This window comes from Imperialibacter sp. EC-SDR9, from assembly GCF_902498805.1.
In the GTDB taxonomy this organism is placed as follows: domain Bacteria; phylum Bacteroidota; class Bacteroidia; order Cytophagales; family Cyclobacteriaceae; genus Imperialibacter.
In genome coordinates, this window is record NZ_LR701579.1 from 216,963 (window position 1) to 236,976 (window position 20,014).

At 44.6% G+C, this 20,014-nt stretch carries 19 protein-coding genes; 15 read left to right on the top strand and 4 right to left on the bottom strand.

Features of this window, described 5'->3' with window-relative positions:
* Window positions 1-67 precede the first annotated feature (67 nt).
* A complete protein-coding gene (locus tag GC130_RS09280; RefSeq protein WP_151998006.1) occupies window positions 68-1,765 on the top strand; it encodes an L-lactate permease in 1,698 nt (565 codons plus the stop codon).
* A 21-nt stretch (window positions 1,766-1,786) separates the two neighbouring features.
* Here GC130_RS09280 and GC130_RS09285 read toward each other — a convergent pair whose 3' ends face one another.
* Window positions 1,787-4,558, bottom strand: a complete 2,772-nt coding sequence (locus tag GC130_RS09285; RefSeq protein ID WP_151998007.1) for a putative LPS assembly protein LptD — start codon at window positions 4,556-4,558, stop codon at window positions 1,787-1,789.
* Window positions 4,559-4,676: 118 nt separating this feature from the next.
* Between GC130_RS09285 and GC130_RS09290 the strand changes: the two genes are divergently transcribed.
* The 10 genes from GC130_RS09290 to GC130_RS09335 all read left to right on the top strand — a co-directional run bounded on the left by GC130_RS09290 (window position 4,677) and on the right by GC130_RS09335 (window position 15,511).
* The gene (locus tag GC130_RS09290; RefSeq protein WP_151998008.1) at window positions 4,677-5,456 is read left to right on the top strand and encodes an N-acetylmuramoyl-L-alanine amidase; all 780 of its coding nucleotides are present in this window, start codon (window positions 4,677-4,679) and stop codon (window positions 5,454-5,456) included.
* Window positions 5,457-5,466: 10 nt separating this feature from the next.
* Window positions 5,467-6,420 carry an MlaD family protein gene (locus GC130_RS09295; protein WP_151998009.1) on the top strand — a complete coding sequence of 318 codons (954 nt, stop codon included), beginning with the start codon at window positions 5,467-5,469 and terminating at the stop codon, window positions 6,418-6,420.
* Between the two features lie 80 nt (window positions 6,421-6,500).
* Window positions 6,501-8,141 carry an acyl-CoA carboxylase subunit beta gene (locus GC130_RS09300; RefSeq protein ID WP_151998010.1) on the top strand — a complete coding sequence of 547 codons (1,641 nt, stop codon included), beginning with the start codon at window positions 6,501-6,503 and terminating at the stop codon, window positions 8,139-8,141.
* Between the two features lie 110 nt (window positions 8,142-8,251).
* Complete coding sequence (locus GC130_RS09305) at window positions 8,252-9,112, top strand: transglutaminase-like domain-containing protein (RefSeq protein ID WP_226940419.1); 861 nt, start codon at window positions 8,252-8,254, stop codon at window positions 9,110-9,112.
* Between the two features lie 450 nt (window positions 9,113-9,562).
* Window positions 9,563-10,954, top strand: coding sequence for a glycosyltransferase (locus tag GC130_RS09310; RefSeq protein ID WP_151998011.1), 1,392 nt, complete (start codon window positions 9,563-9,565; stop codon window positions 10,952-10,954).
* Window positions 10,951-13,152 carry a peptidase domain-containing ABC transporter gene (locus GC130_RS09315; protein ID WP_151998012.1) on the top strand — a complete coding sequence of 734 codons (2,202 nt, stop codon included), beginning with the start codon at window positions 10,951-10,953 and terminating at the stop codon, window positions 13,150-13,152. The genes GC130_RS09310 and GC130_RS09315 overlap by 4 nt, the downstream gene beginning before the upstream one ends.
* 19 nt (window positions 13,153-13,171) lie before the next feature.
* Window positions 13,172-13,378 (top strand): HTH domain-containing protein, encoded by a 207-nt coding sequence (locus tag GC130_RS09320; protein WP_151998013.1) that lies wholly within the window; start codon window positions 13,172-13,174, stop codon window positions 13,376-13,378.
* A 68-nt stretch (window positions 13,379-13,446) separates the two neighbouring features.
* The gene (locus tag GC130_RS09325) at window positions 13,447-13,665 is read left to right on the top strand and encodes a hypothetical protein (protein ID WP_151998014.1); all 219 of its coding nucleotides are present in this window, start codon (window positions 13,447-13,449) and stop codon (window positions 13,663-13,665) included.
* Window positions 13,666-14,327: 662 nt separating this feature from the next.
* Complete coding sequence (locus GC130_RS09330) at window positions 14,328-14,996, top strand: hypothetical protein (RefSeq protein ID WP_151998015.1); 669 nt, start codon at window positions 14,328-14,330, stop codon at window positions 14,994-14,996.
* Complete coding sequence (locus tag GC130_RS09335; protein ID WP_151998016.1) at window positions 14,993-15,511, top strand: redoxin domain-containing protein; 519 nt, start codon at window positions 14,993-14,995, stop codon at window positions 15,509-15,511. The genes GC130_RS09330 and GC130_RS09335 overlap by 4 nt, the downstream gene beginning before the upstream one ends.
* Window positions 15,512-15,551: 40 nt before the next feature.
* On the opposite strand, the gene GC130_RS09340 is transcribed toward GC130_RS09335, so the two are convergent.
* On the bottom strand, window positions 15,552-16,136 hold the full coding sequence (locus GC130_RS09340; RefSeq protein ID WP_193217815.1) for a redoxin domain-containing protein: 585 nt from the start codon (window positions 16,134-16,136) through the stop codon (window positions 15,552-15,554).
* A gap of 56 nt (window positions 16,137-16,192) precedes the next feature.
* Complete coding sequence (locus GC130_RS09345) at window positions 16,193-16,828, bottom strand: 4'-phosphopantetheinyl transferase superfamily protein (protein ID WP_193217816.1); 636 nt, start codon at window positions 16,826-16,828, stop codon at window positions 16,193-16,195.
* Window positions 16,829-16,877: 49 nt separating this feature from the next.
* On the opposite strand from GC130_RS09345, the gene GC130_RS09350 reads away from it, so the two are divergent.
* The 3 genes from GC130_RS09350 (at window position 16,878) to folB (ending at window position 19,073) form a co-directional block, all read left to right on the top strand.
* Window positions 16,878-17,807 carry a WD40 repeat domain-containing protein gene (locus GC130_RS09350; protein ID WP_151998019.1) on the top strand — a complete coding sequence of 310 codons (930 nt, stop codon included), beginning with the start codon at window positions 16,878-16,880 and terminating at the stop codon, window positions 17,805-17,807.
* 112 nt (window positions 17,808-17,919) lie between these two features.
* A complete protein-coding gene (locus tag GC130_RS09355; RefSeq protein WP_151998020.1) occupies window positions 17,920-18,714 on the top strand; it encodes a DivIVA domain-containing protein in 795 nt (264 codons plus the stop codon).
* Window positions 18,714-19,073: a dihydroneopterin aldolase gene (folB, locus tag GC130_RS09360; RefSeq protein ID WP_151998021.1), complete on the top strand. Its 360-nt coding sequence runs from the start codon at window positions 18,714-18,716 to the stop codon at window positions 19,071-19,073. The genes GC130_RS09355 and folB overlap by 1 nt, the downstream gene beginning before the upstream one ends.
* Here folB and GC130_RS09365 read toward each other — a convergent pair.
* A complete protein-coding gene (locus tag GC130_RS09365; protein WP_151998022.1) occupies window positions 19,047-19,367 on the bottom strand; it encodes an iron-sulfur cluster assembly accessory protein in 321 nt (106 codons plus the stop codon). The genes folB and GC130_RS09365 overlap by 27 nt on opposite strands.
* Window positions 19,368-19,490: 123 nt before the next feature.
* Here GC130_RS09365 and GC130_RS09370 point away from each other — a divergent pair, with 123 nt between their 5' ends.
* Window positions 19,491-20,012: a hypothetical protein gene (locus GC130_RS09370; protein ID WP_151998023.1), complete on the top strand. Its 522-nt coding sequence runs from the start codon at window positions 19,491-19,493 to the stop codon at window positions 20,010-20,012.
* Window positions 20,013-20,014 lie beyond the last annotated feature (2 nt).

The window sequence follows — 20,014 nt, forward strand, 5'->3', positions numbered from 1 at the left end:
GAGTATTCAAAGCACGCTTGTGCCTGTTCTGTAAGCCCATTGGGGCGACGTTATAAACACCATACCTATGTCTTTGTCACTACTTTCATTTCTTGCGCTTTTCCCTATTCTGGTTGTCGCTATTATGTTGGCGGGCTTCCGGCTTTCCGCCCGAATTTCGATGCCCATCGGCTTTCTACTTACAGCAATCGTCGCTTTTACAGCCTGGGACTTTCCACTGGCTAATATTCTGGCGTCTACTATTCAAGGACTGTTCATCACCTTCGATATCTTATATATCATCTTTGGTGCCATCCTGATGCTCACATTATTGAACTACTCTGGAGCTATCACAGTCATCCGGCGTGGCTTTTCTGACATCAGCACCGACAGGCGGGTGCAGGTAGTGATCATCGTTTGGCTGTTTGGATCTTTTATTGAAGGTGCTGCCGGCTTTGGCACGCCTGCCGCCATTGTGGCGCCGCTACTGGTGGCCATGGGTTTTCCATCCATGGCGGCTGTCATGCTCGGCATGATGGTGCAAAGCACGGCAGTTACCTTTGGTGCTGTGGGCACACCAGTGCTGGTAGGGTTACGAGGAGGCCTGCAGGGGGTTGACTTTGAAAGCCAGCTGTCCGCCGCTAATATTAGTTTCCTCGATTACCTGCACATAGTGACCAGTCAAGTGGTGGTGTTGCACGCCATTGCCGGGGTTTTAATGCCACTATTTATGATTTGCATGATGACCCGCTTTTTTGGAACGAACAAAAGCTGGCGTGAGGGCTTTGCGATGATTCCATTCGCTATCCTTGGAGGCCTGGCATTCACTATTCCTTACGTGATCACAGGGTTTGCACTGGGACCAGAGTTTCCCTCCCTCTTTGGATCCCTCGTTGGCTTGGTTATAGTGGTGGCAGCTGCCAGAAAAGGATTTCTGTTACCGAAGACTAGCTGGGACTTCCCTCCTCGGGAAAACTGGCCAAAACTATGGCTGGGAAGCCTCGAAGTGCAGCCAGACAACAAACTGGAAAAAGCTCCATTTTCGCTGGCTGTTGCCTGGGCTCCCTATCTGTTGGTGGCAGCGCTTCTGGTACTCAGCCGCCTTCCGCAGCTTCCTTTTAAAGGCATGCTTACGAGCATCGCCGTGAGCTACAACCAAATTCTGGGGACTGATATCTCAGCCAGCAGCACGCCCTTTTACTTGCCGGGCACCATTCTTCTTTTAGCTGGATTTTTAACAGTTTTGTTGCACAAAATGGAGATGAGGAAAGTCAGGCAGGCATTTTCCGACAGCAGTAAAATGATTTTGGGCGCAGGCTTCGTGTTGATTTTCACCGTGCCTATGGTGAGAATTTATATCAATTCAGGGGTTAACCCCGAAAACATCCCCGGAATGCCTATTGTTATGGCCGAGTGGGTGGCCTCCAATGTCGGAAGTATTTACCCGCTATTTGCCCCTTCCATTGGTGCGCTGGGAGCCTTCATTGCCGGCAGTAATACAGTCAGTAACCTAATGTTCAGTTTTTTCCAGTTTGGAGTGGCTGAGAGATTGTTGATGCCCGGCACGCTTATGGTGGCATTGCAGGCGGTAGGGGCAGCTGCAGGAAACATGATAGCTATTCACAATATTGTGGCGGCGTCAGCTACTGTGGGGTTTTTAGGGCAGGAAGGTCTCATTTTGCGGAAGACCATCATCCCTACTATTTACTACCTCCTGGTGATCGGCGTTTTGGGGCTGTTGGCTATGAACTTCATGGAGATTGCCGATCCGTTGTTTAAACCCTAGACGCATCTGGACAACGGCTCTTTAAAATGAATCGAAGAAGCTCCTCTGTTTGCTGAGTTTCAAATCTTGCAGAAGTGACGACTTGGCTCTCAAAGTTACAGAGTAGGATGTGAATCGGCCAAAGGGTGTCCAGTCGGCGGAAAGCTCCCAGCAATGGATGTCCCTTATGATTCCCAACCTCGTTTGCGTTATTTCTTTGTTTTTGAAGTCGTAGCCTGAGCTGAAGGTGATCTTGGTGTTTTCGGTGATGGAGGTGTTGCCATTCATTGTGAACGACTGTGTAACTACTGGGTCAGCAAAGCCTGTTTTTCTAAAGTCCACATTGTAACTCAGGCGCAAATCCCAGGGGATATTAAAATCCACATATTGATCAGGGTGAGTTCGGATGTAGTCTTTTTCCTCCTCCGTTCCAAACTCACTTTCTTTGTCCTTATTCTGCTCTTTTTGTGCCTTTGGGTTAAGGCTGGTGCTAAGCGCAATACTTGCATTACTCAAGTTTCCTAATCCCTGGCCGTGGTTCCAGGTGAATTCGTCTACTTTGGTTTGATAAACTGTTCTGGCTCCAGACGAGCTTGTTGTTGAACTGTCGAGCACATACAAATACGGATCAAGCGTCATTCTATAGTTGATATCCAGCTTGTTGAACAGCAGAGTTCTCGTTGTGAAGCCTATTGTGCTTAGGTTAAAGGAGTCTGCCAGCAAGTTATAGCCCGAGCTAATGGAAAGGTTGTCGAGCAGCTTCACTTTTTTGAATTCCTGGGTGCTGTCCTTTCTGTCCCTCACTTTCATCTCAAAGTTGTTGTTAAGCGAAAAGCCAATACTGCCCGATTTCCCCAGGCCCGGCCCATTAAACACAAACCCTTCGTATTTCGAATACAGCTTTGTGTGCCCCAGCGAGTCATTTTGAACGTTTTGATAGATGCCATACTTTTCTTCTGAAAAGTCAGGCGAGTAGGACAGGGAGATGGTAGGAGTAATTACATGCCGAATGGCTTCCACTTTTTCTCCTTTTACGAACACCATGCCGTAGAGCCTGGTTGAAAAACCTGTGCCGAAACTATAAGATCCGGCCCGGCTAAAGCCACGAACCGTATCGGTAACCACTTCTTTTTGCTCGTCGTCCCATCGCCTGTTGAGCTCTTTCAGGTACCACCATTCTGTGTAATTAAAGCTGGGGCTAACACTGATAAATTTGAAAACATTAAAAGTGGTGGAAATAGGTACCGAATGCCGTCCGCCATTTTTGGAGTTACGAAGCATGCCCGGAAGATTGTCGGAGTTGACAGGCAGGTACTGTTCCGATCCTTCAATACTGGGATTGTAGTTTGGATTGGTATTGTTGAACTCGTTTTTAAGGCTAAAATTGTGAGAGACACTCAATTTGTCCAGCACAGAGCCATTTCCGGAGGTAATCCAGGCCAGCGGAAAAAACCGGTTGGTGTTCAGCGTAAACTCTGGCGCCGAAATGGTCATCGATTTGGTTTGCACGTTCTGGCTCTGCCTGAAGTTGAGCGAGGCATTGAACGGTGTGCCTGTGAACGTTTTGCTCATACTCACACTGGAGTTGAACTGCGCATTGGTATTGAACTGCACACTCTGGTAGTTATTTTGGCTATAGGTGGAGCTACCAGCGTTCACTGACGACGAAATCCGGAAAGTACCTTTTGTTTCTGGAGTGTGGCTCCACCTGATCCAGTAGTCTTTGGTCGACAGGCTGTCTTCTTCCTTTTCTCCCTTATTCCTGTTGAACGACAGGTTCATATTGCCGTTGAATGCATAGCGCTTTTTGTATCGGAAATCAGAGGTTGCACCGTAGCTTCCTTTGGAGAAAACCTGAGCGGTCAGCGCCAGATCCATATAGTCGTTGATGGCGAAGTAGTAGCCCCCGTCTTTCAAAAAGAAGCCCCTCCGCCGTTCTTCTCCATATTTGGGTACCAGCACACCCGATACTTTCTTTTTCGGCTGCGGAAACATACCAAACGCAAAGCCCAATGGAGTAGGAATGGATCTGAAATGAAGGTTGAAAGGTCCTGAAACCACCTTATTGCCCGGGATCACTTTCAGCTTACTGGCAGCAATGTGAAAATGAGGATCTTCCAGGTTACAGGTGGTGTATTTGGCATTCCTGATAAAAAGCTCGCTACTGGCATTCATTTTCACTTTTTCACCATGCATGTAGGCATCACCTTGTTGAGTGACAATTCCGTTCACGAGTGCCTTCCTGGTTTTGAAGTTGTAGGTCATGTCCTGAGCATTGTAGCTCTCATCACCCTCGGTGAACACCGGTACACCGACTTTTTTCCCCAATGAATCTGTGGTATAGTTGGCTTTAATGGTATTCGTAGGCCAGTCAATGTCTATCCTGTTTCCCTGAAGCTCGATTTTGCCATAGTTAATTTTCCCTTCACCGTAGAGCATCACTCTTTGGGTGTTTACGTCCAAAAAAATCGAATCTGCCGCCTCGTATTTAATAGCAGTTTCGATGTCGCTTTTGGGAATTTCTTTTGCTACTTTGGCCGAGTCAGTCTTCAATGTATCTGCTCCTATCTGCTTGTTAACCAGTGAATCGATAGCTAGATTTTGAAAGAAATCACTCCCTGGCAAGCTCAGCGTATCGCTGCCTAAAAACCTTTGCTCTGGTTTTGGCACCAGCGTATCTCCTTTCAAAATGGGGAGTTTCTCTTCGATGGCAACACTATCTTGTCCAGATTTCTGGCCTAAATTTTGCCCATGCCCCCATGTGGATATAACGATGCCGATAGCAAGTAGTAAGGCATTTTTTATTGAGAGCATTTAAAATTGGGACAATTAAGAAATGGTTATTTGAAATGAACGACCAGATTTCAGTTTCTGATAAAAATTTTCAATTTTGCGTAAAATTATTTCGTTTAAGGTTAACAACCGAAATGTTGTGAAAAATATTGTCTTATTACTTTCATTTTCACTGCTTCTGGTTGCTGCATCCTATTCCCCTATTGGGGTTCACGACTATCGGGTAAGGAAGGTCGTGATTGATGCCGGACATGGCGGCAAGGATCCTGGAACACACGGAAAGATATCCAAAGAGAAGGATATAGCACTAAAGATTGCTCTGGAATTGGGGCAGACAATCAAGAAATATCTTCCTGATGTAGAAGTCCTCTACTCCAGAAATGATGATTCTTTCCCATCGTTGCATGACAGGGCGCTTTTTGCTAATCGAAACAACGCTGATCTTTTTATTTCGATACATTGTAACTGGGTTTCAAATCCTGCTGTTGAGGGAACCGAAACCTATGTAATGGGGCTTCACAAAAGCGATGCTAACTTTGACGTAGCCAAAAGAGAAAATGCTGTTATACTTCAGGAAGAAAACTCCGAAGTATACGAGGGCTTTGACCCCAATTCTCCCGAGTCTTATATACTTTTTAGTTTGACCCAGAGCGCCTACCAGCAAAATAGCCTTAATTTGGCGTCAAAAATTGAGCATCAATTCAAAACAAGGGTAGGTAAAAAGAGCCGGGGAGTGAAAATGGCCGGTTTTTGGGTGCTGTGGGAAACTTCTATGCCTAGTGTTTTGGTTGAAACAGGGTATCTTAGCAATGAGCAGGAAGAAAGAGAACTCAACGATCCCTTGCAACAATCGTATATAGCTTCTGGCATCTTTCGGGCATTCAGAGATTACAAGAATGAGATTGAGTCAATGAACTAAACCAGACTACGTGAGATTTTCTAAAGAATTTAAAGTAGGCTTATTTACTATTGTATCTGGAGCACTGCTATACTACGGCTTCAATTTTTTGAAAGGAACCGACTTTTTTTCCAACACCAGCAAGTACTATGCACTTTACGAGACCATTGATGGCTTAAAAGTAGCTAACTCGGTCATAGTCAACGGTTACTCTGTTGGAAGGATCAGCAAAATCCGTATCCTGCAGGACAGGGATAATCAGGTTTTGGTAGAAATGACCATCGATGAGGATATTATTCTGACTGACTCTACACGGGCAAAGCTGTACAATGTCGACTTTCTCGGGAGCAAGGCCATAGAGCTTAGCATCGACGATGTAGGAATGCCAATAGAGGACGGTGACACCCTTATTTCCGAAATCGACAAAGGCATTACCGATTTTCTGAAAGAAAGTGCCGCACCGGTTGCCGACAACCTTGGGATTACAATAAGAAGAATTAATGAAATACTTCTTGGGCTTCAGGGCAGTGGTGAAAAGATCAACAGCACTATTGGTGAGCTTCAGGTGATGGCCCACCAGGTGAATGGTATTATTGGCGAGAATAAGGAAGAACTCAACAATGTCATGATTTCGTTTCAGGAACTGGCTGCTCAGCTTAGCCAAACCATTAAGCGGATTGACCCAATTTTAGTCAACGCCAATGGAGCGATTGAAAAAGTAAATGCGCTGGAGCTACAGGCTACCCTGGATGAGACGCAAGAGCTTCTTTCACATGTGAATACCACACTCGACATGTTCAATAAAGGAGAGGGCACAGTAGGCCGCCTGCTCAAAGAAGATTCAATCTATTCCAATCTGAACAAAACCATCGAGGATCTTGACAGCCTGGTTGTTCATATCAATGCATATCCCAAACATTTCTTTGCTCCGCTGGGCAAAAGCAGGAAGAAAATCGAAAAAGACCTGGCGAGGGACAAAAATTAATCCTTTTGAGGTAATTTGGGTTTCATCTGAGCCGATGCGATGGAGGCACGTCAGAATTAGCTATTAACCCAAAAGCTTATATGAATCTGGAATTCAACAAAAATGAAGATGCACTAAGGCTCCTCGTTAGTGAACTCAATCAGAAACTTGCCGAAGTAAAAAAAGGTGGCGGCACTAAAAAAATAGACGCCCAACATGCCAAAGGAAAGCTCACCGCCAGGGAGAGGATACACCATCTGATCGATGCCGAATCGGAGTTTCTTGAAGTAGGTGCTCTTGTGGGCGACGGCATGTATGAAGAGCATGGCGGTTGCCCGTCCGGAGGCGTTGTCGTCGGCATTGGCTATGTAAGCAAACGCCAGTGCGTCATAGTGGCCAACGATGCCACTGTAAAGGCAGGTGCATGGTTCCCCATCACAGCCAAAAAGAATCTAAGGGCGCAGGAAATCGCTATTGAAAACAAACTCCCCATCGTTTACCTCGTCGACAGTGCTGGTGTCTTTCTGCCGATGCAGGATGAAATATTCCCTGACAAGGAGCACTTTGGGCGGCAGTTTCGCAACAACGCCCTGATGTCGAGCATGGGAATTGTGCAGGTGGCGGCTATTATGGGTAGCTGTGTGGCCGGCGGAGCTTATTTGCCTATCATGTCCGATGAAGCGCTGATTGTGGACGGAACAGGCTCCATTTTTCTTGCTGGCAGCTATTTGGTAAAGGCAGCCGTCGGTGAGGATGTAGACAGCGAAACACTTGGGGGTGCCTCCACCCACTGTGAAATATCTGGAGTCACTGATAATAGGTATCCAAATGACGAAGCATGTCTCGATGCAGTAAGGAAGATTTTTGACAAGATAGGGGCTCCGGAGCATGCGGGCTTTGATAGAATAAAGACTGAGTCACCACTTGATGAGGAAAAGCTGTATGGCCTCTTTCCTGTAGATAGGGTCAAACCCTATGATATGCTGGAAGTGATCAAATGCATGGTAGACAGATCCGAATTTGATGAGTACAAACCCGAATACGGAAAGACGCTCATTTGCGGACATGGAAGAGTGGACGGATGGGCAGTGGGGATAGTAGCCAATCAACGGAAGATAGTGAAAGCAAAAAAGGGCTCTGGAGCAGCCTCAGAAATGCAAATGGGTGGGGTGATTTATAGTGATTCGGCAGATAAAGCGGCCCGTTTTATCATGAACTGCAACCAGAGGAAGATACCGCTCGTGTTTCTTCACGATGTGAGCGGGTTCATGGTGGGGAGCCGGGCTGAGCATGGCGGCATCATAAAGGACGGTGCAAAGATGGTCAACGCCGTGGCTAATTCGGTAGTGCCCAAGTTTACTTTCATTCTAGGTAATTCATATGGTGCTGGTAATTATGCCATGTGTGGCAAGGCTTATGACCCGAGGTTGATTTACGCCTGGCCAACGGCCCAGATTGCCGTAATGAGTGGCAGCTCTGCGGCCAAAACGCTCTTGCAAATCAAAGTATCAACCCTCAAAGGGCAGGGAAAGGAAATAACACCGGAGGCTGAGAAGGAGCTCCTGGACGAGATTACCGACAGCTACAATAAGAAGTTAAGCCCTTACTATGCGGCTTCTCAGCTATGGGTGGATGGGATCATTGATCCGTCCGAGACCAGGAAAATTATTTCCATGGGGATTGAAGCGGCCAATCACGCCCCCATTACCAGGCCATTCAATGTGGGGATTATTCAAACATAACAGGCGTTAAGGGGCATGCATTAATTTGAAACTCTCTTTTGATTCTTATTTTTTTGAGGCATTTTGACGAGGTATTTCTCCATTAACAGAACTAAAGTTATTCAGTATAAATGAGTGTAGAGGTGATCAACGAGGGAGAGCTAAAAGCGCTGGTGTCGTTGCTTGACGACGATGACACAGAGGTTAGCACTCATGTGGAGGGGAAAATAATGTCGCTAGGCACGACCATTATTCCGTTTTTGGAAGGAGAATGGGAAAAAAGCTTCAATCCAACTGTCCAGCGAAGGCTGGAGGACATGATTCATACGCTACAGTTCGATCTCTTGCAGGAGCGATTGAAGGCGTGGATGGATGAGAGGGAAGACAACCTGCTGGAAGGCTTGTGGTTGATTGCGACCTACCAATACCCCGATCTGGAACTCAGCAAACTGGTAAGAGACTTTGAACAGCTTTTTGTGGACGTTTGGACTGAGCATAACCCTGATTTGAGCCCATTTGATCAGGTCAAGATGTTGAACAGCGCCATCTTCGGGAAACTGAAGTTCAGCGCCAATACCAAGCATTTTCATTCACCCGCCAACTCAATGATCAATACAGTACTTGAGTCAAGAAAAGGCAACCCGATCTCGTTGTGCGTGGTTTACATGCTGATAGCGCAGAAACTCGATATGCCTGTGAAAGGCGTGAACCTCCCCAATCTGTTTATACTTACCTACAAAACAGAGAAGCTTCAGTTTTACATCAATGTATTCAACAAAGGGTTGGTGTTCAGCAAAGAAGACATCAACAATTACATCGAGCATCTACACCTCGTTCCTCAGGAATCTTACTATCAGCCGTGCGCTAACCTCGAAATCATAAGGCGTATCATGAGAAACCTGATCGTTTCTTTTGATAAGCTGGGCGACTACCACCGCACCGATGAAATAAAGATACTTTTGAAAGTTTTGGGGGATGAAGAGATTTATTAGTGGGCTGTTTGTGACTACCGCCTAAATATTGTGTCCATTCGCCGGGATCGACACCCATGACCAACCTTGCATTTTTAACATCGCATGTTAAAAATGCAAGGTTGGTCTTGTTTCCTTTCATGTTTTCGGCCACAGTTCGTCATTAGTATACGATTGCTGATCCAGGTTGCTTTTGTTTTTGATAAGTAATACCCCATGTCTCATAACTCGCTGCTTCTCCTTAAATGCGAGAACCACGTTCGACTGATGATTTGCATTGTTTAGCGCTCCTAATTTGATCATCGAGGCAATTAATACAACTGTTGTAGTATATAATTTTGGCGATATCTGCATCCAAACCTCTATGTTGTAATAGAAAAATATCATTTTGGATGTTTTTTTTTTTTGATTTATGATTGAAAGATTCATATATTGATGTCGACTATTCACCAACAATAACCTTGTACCTTCTTGATTATCACGGTTCTTTTCGATCCATTTCCAGCATTTGGACACGTAAATTCAATGCTATCTATTGCCAAAATATTCCACTTAAATAGTTTTAAAGTAGTTTTTATTGGGTTAGCTGATATTGGAAAATCTCTGGATAGAAGTCAGTATGGTTTTTATTTACTCCCGTCATTTTTGCTCAGGCCAGTCGAATCAGAGATAAAAGAAAGAGGATACTTTAGTTTTTTTGCAAGTAATTTATTTAAATCGAGGTATAATATTGAAATAGGTAACTATAAAAGGGTTTTCACATCTTATCAAAGAGTTATTGATGAAGTTAAGCCGGATGTAGTGCTTTTGGATGATCATTTTTCTACGAAAGCTTTTTTCTATCGAAGCATGAACATACCTGTTATCACTATCCAAACTATGTTTCCGCCCTTGAAGCAGGTAGCTGTGCCGCCGTTTCAGTTCGGCTATGTGCCAACTGCTTCTGCCTTCTCAAGGAATACTGTAAATGGTTTTTGGAAGCTGAATCAATTAAAGAGATGGCTCGATACTGTATGGATAGAAGTGCTCACTAGAGGAAATACAAATCTTGCCATAATGAAGAGACTTTGCCCAACAGCATCTCTAACTGTTGACAAGCATCGTTGTTTTGGTATTGGCTTCAAAGAAGTTCCTATGATCACAACAGCGCCACAACCACTTGATTTCCCATTTGCTGACAGATTCTCAAACATAGCTTATTGTAGTTCTAACAGGGACGTTCCACCGTTGGATATAGCCGACAATCGACTGCTAAGCCTGCTCAAGAAGATGGAGTTAACTAAAGTGGATAAACCCAACAGTGTCTTGATTTACTGTTCTTTAGGAACAGTTACCTACAATAGTTTACCGACCTGTAAGAAGTTTTTTAATCATGTTATAGAGTTGGCAAAATCAACCCCTGATCGTGAGTTTATTCTTTCCGTGGGTCAGGGGTTCGATGTTGGCCAGTTATCAGAAGGCCCATCTAATGTGCGAGTGTTTCAATCGGTCCCTCAGAAGGAACTCCTCCCATACGTCGATTTGATGCTTACGCACGGCGGTTTGAACTCAATCAGAGAATGCATAGATAAAGAAGTGCCTATGCTGATTTACCCACTTACCAAAAAGTGGGATCAGCCGGGCAATGCTGCCAGGGCTGTTTTTCATGGGCTTGCACTAAAAGGAAATATAAGAACTGCCAACGCTATTTCTATTGGAAAAAAGATCGATGAAGTTTTATCAAACAAGGCATTCTTTATCGATTCTTTACGAACAATGAAAAAATATATAACAGCGAGTCAGCCAGTGGAAGAAGAAAATATGCTGGCATTGATTCAAAAGGTTGTCGGATCAAAAAGAGAAAATCAACCTACTTTTCAATGAAGTATACCAAACAACAGCTTAAGAAAATTCATGTTCAGCAACTCGGCGAATATGCTTGCGGGCTGGCCTGCCTCAGTGCCATCACCAGATACCATGATGGCTACATTTCGCAGGAGAAACTGAGAGAAACCAGCGGCACTACGCTCAACGGCACTTCATTATTGGGTCTTTATCAGGCCGCCGCTCAGGTTGGGTTTGAAGCCAAGGGCTTTGAAGCCGACATGGAGAATTTGAAGAAATTGGATCATCCGGTCATTCTTCACGTGGTAGTGGACGGTAACCGGCAACATTTTGTGGTTTGCTACGGCTTTGGCAATGGGAAGTTTGTAATCGGCGACCCAGCATGGGGTATTACCAGCTACTCGGCGGACGAACTGGAGGCCATTTGGCAGTCAAAGGCCCTGCTTAGCCTGAAGCCGTCTGAGAAATTTAAGACTTCCGGCATCGAAAGTAGAAGCCAATGGCAGTGGTTCAAGACACTCATAGCGGACGATATTTCCATCTTATCTGTTGCGGCAGTAGTTGGTATTGCGATGGCTGTGCTGGGGCTCTCTACCGCCATTTTTTCACAAAAACTGATCGACGATTTTTTGCCCAACAAGGAAACCGAAAAAATTCTTATTGGCTTTATTGCGCTCTTCATTCTTCTGGTAGCAAGGGCGGTGTTGGGCTACATCAGGGGCGTTTTTATGGTGAGGCAGGGCAAGGATTTGAACGTGCGTATTGTCAAGTCTTTTATCGATAAAATAGTCCAGCTGCCTATGGCATTTTTCAAGGGGTTCAGCACTGGCGATTTGATCGCCCGCATGAACGACTCCATGAGGATAAGGAGCACCGTGGCGTTGGTAACAGGCGATATTCTTATCAACTCGCTGGTTGTGCTGATTTCGTGTGTATATGTTTTCACTCTTTCTGTGGAGGTGGGGGTGTTGTCGCTCTCGAGCATTGTATTCTTTGTTCTCATCGCCTGGCGGTTTCACCCACAGATACTGGAAGGGCAAAAGGAGGTAATGGCTGCCCATTCTATGAATGAGTCTCAATATATAGATGCACTGAGCGGAATAGCCACCATTAAATCTTTTGGCAGGGAGGGCGTTTATGCTGACAGGATCAATGCGGTTTACGATGCTTATCAAACCAAAGGATATAACCTGGCAATGACAGGTAACCGCTTTGGTTTTTTCACCCAAATGCTGGTGGGGATGTACATTACAGTAATTTTCGGCCTGGGTATTTGGTTTGTGCTGCAGGAAAAGCTCATGCTCGGCGAGCTAATGGCCCTGATCAGTATTGGCGGCTCCATAATCCCCTCGCTTGCTGGGCTCATGATAGCCAATATTCAAATACAGGAGGCCAAAGTGGCTTTCAGCAGGCTATTTGAAATATCATCTGTTGAAAACGAGTTTGATGAACCTTCAAAGCTGCCTGAGCATACGCTTAAAAATAGTGCTAACACCGTTCTCACGATCAACGATTTAACTTTTCGCTACCCGGGAAGGAGCCCGCTGCTCAGCGATGTGAGTATTCTAATTGCTGCCGGTGAAGTGGTGACTTTGTTTGGGCAGGTGGGCAGTGGTAAAAGCACACTGGTGGATATCCTTCAGGGCTTTTATGTGGCGGAAAGGGGTGCGATAAAGCTTAATGATAAGTTGCTAGCGGAGTGGGGCTTGCCTGAATGGCGAAAAAGGATAGCCACCGTGTCGCAGTTTGAAAAGATATTTAATTCGACGGTGCTTGATAATATATGCCTGAGCAACGATCCCAACGAATTGGATAAATGTGTTAATTTTTTGAAAGAAACGGGCATGGAGCCGTTTTTTGCGAGGCTCCCGCAGGGTTATTTCACCTGTACAGGGGAGGAAGGAGCCACTCTCTCTGGCGGGCAAAAGCAATTAGTGACCATCGCCAGGGCGCTTTACAAGCAACCGGCCTTTATCGTATTGGATGAGTCCACCTCAGCCATGGATTTTGACACAGAAAGGGAAGTTCTTGAGCTATTGAAAAAGTATTGTAAAGCACACGCCACTAGCCTGCTGATGGTGACCCATAGAATTGGCCTTGCTAAACAAGCTGATAGGATTTACCTCCTAAAAAATGGGACAATCGTGGATGCTGCTACACATGAACAGCTTGTTGAAAGGGACAACGACTACGCCAAAGGCTATCAATACCTTACACAAATTAACGCATTGACTTAACGACCATAACTATCCGACCATGTCTGGACTAAAATATTACGAACGAACAAAACTAATTCTTGAATTGATTGAAAAGCAGAAGACAGGCTCTCCAGGTGAGTTGGCGAAAAGACTTCAGGTCAGCGAGCGTACTGTTTACAATATTGTCAGTTCTATTAAGGAAACGTCGGAGAAAGGCATCATATATTCGGAAGATAATAGAAGTTATATTTTTATGGAACACTGAAAGTTTTTTTCAGTGATATGACTCTAAATTAGGTATTATAATATTTATTAACTTATAACTTTAAAGCTATGAAAGAATTAAGTTTAGAGAAAATGGAGGTGATTGAGGGTGGTGGTTTTTGGGGCTGTGCTGGTGCAGCTATTGCAGTTGGTACCGTAATTGGCATGGGATTTTCTGCGGCATTCGGTAACCCTTTGGCAATTGCGGTCTTTGCAAGCCCCCAAGGCCAATATGCTGCTGCACAGCTACTAGCTGGAGGTATAGCGGCAGCCTATACTGAATGTTAACAATTGACCAGTCTTGGTTATTGTCGTCTTCCAGTTAAAAAAGCATTTATAGAGCCAGCAATGGCTCTATAAATTCATCACATTTATTGTTTTAATTTGAATAGATATTAGATGAAAACGTTTGAAAAATTAGTGTACGTTTGTTCATTTGTTGTGTTTTTTGGCAGTCTGATTATTAGATTCGTTCCATCTCTTATTAGATTCATGCCATCACCAGTAGATGACCCGATAATCTTAACAGGAATTGCGATTATTTTTCCTTACATTTTTTTTGGCTTTAAGCTAACAAGGACGAGTAGTGTTCACGTCTTATTGCATTCTTTAGCCATTCTGACTGGGTTCCTTTGCTTGGCGGGCTATCAAATGGGCCTTATTTTTTATATTGTTATTTATAGTTTGATTCTCACTTATGACTCTAGGTGGATAACTTTTTTATGGACTAGAATAAAAAATTAGCTGGTTATTTGCTGTGTTTTCGCCATTTAGGGTATTCATGTTTTTCATAGGTAGTAACTATTGAATGGATGTCAGTCTTAGCTTCGTTGTGAAGTATCTTTGGTGTCCTAAATATTACGTTTTGTCTTCTATTTAGTATTGGTGTGTGTTGCTAATTCGGCTGATATTCATTGAAATAGGGTGTCTCTTTTAGAAAAAATGTTTGGATGATGGTCTATTTGACTTCTTTTAAGCAGGAAGTTGGGCAATTAAGTTGTCGATCGCTGCTTCTGTTTTTTTTCGTGCTAGTTGAGGTAGCCTATTTTCTTGTAAGTTATTCATTGATTGATGAGTCTATTCTTATCGACACTTACCTTAAACAAGTTGCCTACGAGCGAGCGGTAGATCTTGTCGATCGCCAGATGTCCATGCAGTGGGTGAATTATGTATTTCTACCTTGCATTTATAGTTTGGTGTTTTTTTGTGTTGTAATGGTGGTGAGCGGTGGACTTATATTGTTTGATGTTAAATTCAGTATTCGAAGTGTTTTAAAGGCTACTATTCTTGCGGAATTTGTAAACTTCATTCCGATGATCATGAAAGTAATTTGGTTTGGCCTTATTCATCGAACATATTCAATGGAAGATTTGCAATCCTTTGCGCCGCTCTCCCTAAGTTCCATTGTGGAGGTCTCTGAATATCCTGCCTACTTATTCTCATTGATTCAGACTTCAAGTTTATTCTGGGTAGGGTATATTCTGCTTTTGGCCTTTTTCCTCTCGAAGTTTTTGGAGAACGCATTTAGTAACATGTTGATGGTGGTAGTTGCTTCCTACGGTTCGGTTTGGGTAATAATGCAAGTGTTTACGGTGTTCATTCTAATCAGTTTTTCATGAAAAGGAAGCTATTCATCTTATTCTATGCGTTGCTTGCTATCGGAGCCATTGCATGGCTTGCCACAAAATCAATGCAAATGCTGGCTGCCAAAGAAGAACGCCAGAAACATGTGCAGTCGTTGCCAGCTTTCAAATTCATGTCGGTAGACGAGCACCAGTTAGCGCTGTCTGCCTTGGCAGGGGAGAGTGCATTGGTGTTAGTTGCTTTTAATTCGGCATGCGATCATTGTCAATATGAAGCGAAAAGCATTTCTGGTATAATAGATAGCTATCCAGACACCCAGTTTATTTTTCTCTCCGAAGAGCCGTTGGATACCATAAGGCACTTCCAAAGCACCTATTTTCCAGTAGCATCATCCAATATCACTTTCGGGCAAACTTCTATTGTCGATCTTCACGAAACCTTCGGTAGCCTGTCCTACCCAAATATTTTCATCTATGGCAAGGATGGTAAGCTGCTCAAAGAATTTAAGGGAGAAACCAAGCCGGAGGCCATAGAGGTTTACCTGAAGTAAGCAGGCGTTTCTTTCTTTCCTGGTTGCAACGAACGCCAATTTAACGGCTCTTAATCATGCACCCGGTTGGCCTGGTGGTTTTTTTGGCAACCGCTTTCCCAGCAGCTAAAGCCCTGGCTGCATTGGCCAGATAAGTCTCCGTTACTTCCTCTTCCGACATGGGGTTGTCATCGAAAGCTCCCTGATAGACCAATTCATAGTTGCTTCCTGACGCCTTGATAAGGAATACCTCTGGTGTTTTTTGAGCGTTGAACATTTTCACGCACTGCTGCTGTTTGTCGGCCAGGTAGGGAAAAGGATAGCTTTTCCCTTTCATCTTTTCCACTGCATCATCGGGGCTTAGAATGCCGTCGTTGGGGTTGACCAACACTGTGTGAATACCGAGTCCCTTGAGCTCAGCAGCCAGCGTCACTATTCGCTTTTCGTAGAGCTTGGCATAAGGGCAGTGTTCGCTCGTAAAAAACACGACAATACCTTTAGCTCCAGGCAAACTTGAAAAACTAAAGGATTTTCCTGACGAAACGTCCTGCAGGTTGATATCGCCCGAGATAGTTTGGCTATAAACCGGCGCAGTAGTTTGAAGTAAGCAGGCAACTAAAAAAAATACACAAGCAGTCTTTTTCAATTCTAATGTTCTTTTAAGAAGATAAAATATAAAATATTTTATATAAATATAGCTATTTATCGGGTATATACCACCCAGTTTTCTTTCATTTGAAAGAAATCGAGAGATATTTTTTTAATGCTACCATTAATATTCGCCTTAGACAATACCTTTTTTTTGGTATTTTCTATGCTCTCTATTGTTATGTCGTCCTTCAGCGACAAACCGCTTCTGCCATTCATTTTGAAAATAGCTTCTTTGGCGGCCCAAATGAGGCATAGCTGATCAAGGTTGTTTCCTTCTACCAAAGATAATTCCTCGTCATTCACATATTTCCTGCTGGCTCTCACGAGTTGTTCCCTTGGTCTTTCAATATCTATGCCAACAGGCTTTTTGAGATGAATGCAGCTTACCGCATAGGGATAAGCATGCGACCATGAAAGGAAAAACTCATCTCCTTTCGGATGAGGCTTGCCGTGGAAGTCTTTATAAACTCCGTGAAACGGTATGTTGATGGCTTCGGTCAGGTGTTCGGTAGCAAAACGGCAGGCGAGGTACTCCAGTCTCTTGATGGGGTGTATGGTTCCTTCCTGCCCATTGTCGATCCAGGGGGTTCTGTGAAGGCGCTCTTCAAATTCCTCATACGACTCGGTGATTTCCCAAATCGCCAGAATCTCGTCCTCACTAATACGTTTCGTCAGAACCACTGGCATCTTTTGTATGTTTGTAATCCGTTGATCGAAACTAAAGAGAGATAGCGCAATGTCAAAAGTGGAGGTAAAAAAATTAGCTGCCATTACCGGGCACAAGGACTGTATTTACACGTTAGCTTCTGGAGGTACCAATCAGCTATTTTATTCCGCTGCTGGTGATGGCATGGTGGCCAGTTGGGATTTGGAGGCACCGGAAAATGGAAGGCTGGTGGCCAAGCTCGACAACTCTATTTATGCGCTCTGCTATATCAGTGAGGCGGGTTTTTTAGTGGCGGGACACAACTACGACGGGGTCCATTTTATTGACACCACCGAAGGGAAGGAGAAGGCCTCGTTGAAGTTGACCGATGCCGCTATATTCGATATTCAGTATTACAGGGATTTGTTATTTGTGGCCACTGGAAGCGGTGAGGTGATTGTGATTGACTGGCCGAATGTGAAAATTGTTCGCAGGCTCAAATTCAGTGACAAAAGCGCCAGAACGATTGCCGTGAACCCGGTAGACAGGCACCTGGCAGTGGGTTATTCCGACGCTACCATAAGAGTGATCGATCTCCAAACTTATGATGTGGTTCATACCATCGATTCTCACACCAATTCCGTGTTTTCCGTTTGCTACTCGCCTGACTTCAAGTGGCTGCTAAGCGGGGGTAGGGATGCCCATTTGAAGGTGTGGGATGTGGAGAAGGACTATGCGGCTTATGAGTCCATCGTTGCCCATATGTATGCCATCAATCATATTGTTTACAACCCTTCGGGTAGCCATTTTGTAACGTGCAGCATGGACAAAAGCATCAAGGTGTGGGACGCCTCAACACTTCAACTACTAAAAGTGATCGACAAATCACGCCATGCCGGACATGGCACTTCGGTGAATAAAATGCTGTGGACGGCTTACAATGACCAGCTTGTTTCTGCCAGTGACGACAGGTCCATATCGGTGTGGGATTTGAATTTCAACCCCTCTCACTTTGAATGACAATAGATTTTACCTACCTTTCCTCCCTATTTTAGCTCACCTGCAACTTCATTTTCGGTTTATTAGTTAACCCCTTGGCGATACCGCCGTCGAAAGGAAGATATACTATCAGATGAAAATTACTCCATTAGAAATAAGGCAAAAGGCTTTTGAAAAGGCTTTTAGAGGCCTCGACAAAGATGAAGTGAATGCATTTTTGCTGACGCTTTCACAAGAGTGGGAGAGGATGCAAGATGAGCACAAGGAGTTGCGCTACAAGCTGGAGGCCGCCGAAAAAGAAGTTGCCAAGCTTCGTGAAGTTGAAAGTTCGCTGTTCAAAACCCTCAAAACTGCTGACGATACTGCTGCTAACCTCATTGAGCAGGCAAGCAAAGCCGCTGAACTTCATATGAAGGAGACGCAAATGAAGGCGGAGGCCCTTATGAGTGAGGCAAAAAATAAGGCCCGTGCGATGATTGAGAGGGCTGAAGATCATTCAAGAGAAATTATTGAAGATTTGCATGAGGAAGTGAAAACCCTGGAGCAAACCTATAAGTCTATTGAGAACCACCGTGACAATTTGATCAATAGCCTGAGGATGTCGTCCAGCGATATCATGGAGAAGGTGGATCGCATCGAAAAGGCCAGAAGCGGAAAAACCTTTGATGAGCAATTGAAAAAGGTAAAGGCACTCTCCCGTGTGAAAAAGGAGATTTTTTCGGATGAGGATGTGAAGCTTGAGTCGCCTACTGAGGTCAGAAAACTCTCCGTGGAAGCCGAGGTAAAGCCAGCTCAAAAAACCCCCGTAAAAGAAGAGGTCAAAGCGAAGACCGTCACCGAATCCAGAAAGGTGATCAAGGTAGCAGGCGAGGAGTACAGCCTGGAGGAAATCAGCTCGACAGGCTCATTTTTTGATGAGCTGAATTGATGCAGGGAAAAATTGCACTGAAGGGGCTGATGTTTCACTCTTTTCATGGCGTTCATAGCTTTGAACGTGAAAGGGGCAATGATTTTCGCATTGACCTGGTTTTCCAAACAGACATTTCAAAAGCCGCATTGTCCGATAAGCTGGCTGACACCCTCGACTATGAGGAGGTGTATCAGATAGTGGCTGAGATCATGGAAGTTCCGGTGAACTTACTAGAGCACCTGGCTTACAAAATATCAGAGAAACTTTTTGAAGAATACACTGAGGTGAAGATACTTGACATAACCGTGGCTAAGATATTGCCGCCGCTGGAGGGCAGGTGTGAGGAGTCGTCAGTGAGCCTGGTCAGGCACCGGTAGGTCGGGGTTGACAAAGGAAAAGCCACGGGCATCAGCGCCATCGTAGAAATCTACCTCCAGGCCGATCAGGTACATGGTGTGCTTTTTCGCAATAAACACGGAAATTCCCGCTATCGAGTACTCAATATCTCCCTCTTTTTTCTTGTCGAAACCAAGCATGTAGGAAACACCTGCACAGCCGGCTCCTCTGATGCCAATACGCAGGCCATAGCCTTCAGGTATCTTCTTTTTGGCAATGATCTCTTTGATCTCCCCCAGCGCTTTCCCGCTAATGCTTACAGGGTGTATATTCATCTGTATTCGCTAATTTTTCCTGAACCCCGGCAAAGTTGGTGCAATTCGGGGATTTAAATTTATTTATTTTGAAAACGGTAAGTCCGTTAAAATAATTCTAACTTCAAATCAAAACCCTGGTAAATGGAGCCCTTAGTTGATCTTGCGAAAATTATTATTCCGGCTGGTCTGGTACTTTATGCTATGTACCTGATGGTGCGGTCGTTTCTGAACAAAGAGTTGGAAAAACGAATGCTTGAGCTAAAAATGAAGAATACGGAGAGCATTCTTCCGATCAGGCTCCAGGCCTATGAGAGAATGTGCCTTTTTCTGGAACGGATATCGCCAAGTAACCTGCTTGCCAGGCTGAGCACCGGCAACCTCACTTCTAAAGAACTACAGCATGTGCTTCTCAAGGAGATCCGTGACGAGTTTAACCACAATTTGTCGCAGCAGCTGTACATGTCAGACGACGCCTGGAGGTCGATAAAAAGCGCCATGGAAAGTGTGATTATGATTGTTAATCAGGCGATTACGGAAGTGAATCCTGAATCGAAGAGCATTGAGTTGGCAAAGGCCGTTATTCAAAGGGCCATGCAAGAGGAGCGTGATCCGGTAGAGCAGGCCTTGAGTTTTATGAAAGATGAAATCAGAAAGGTGTTTTAGGT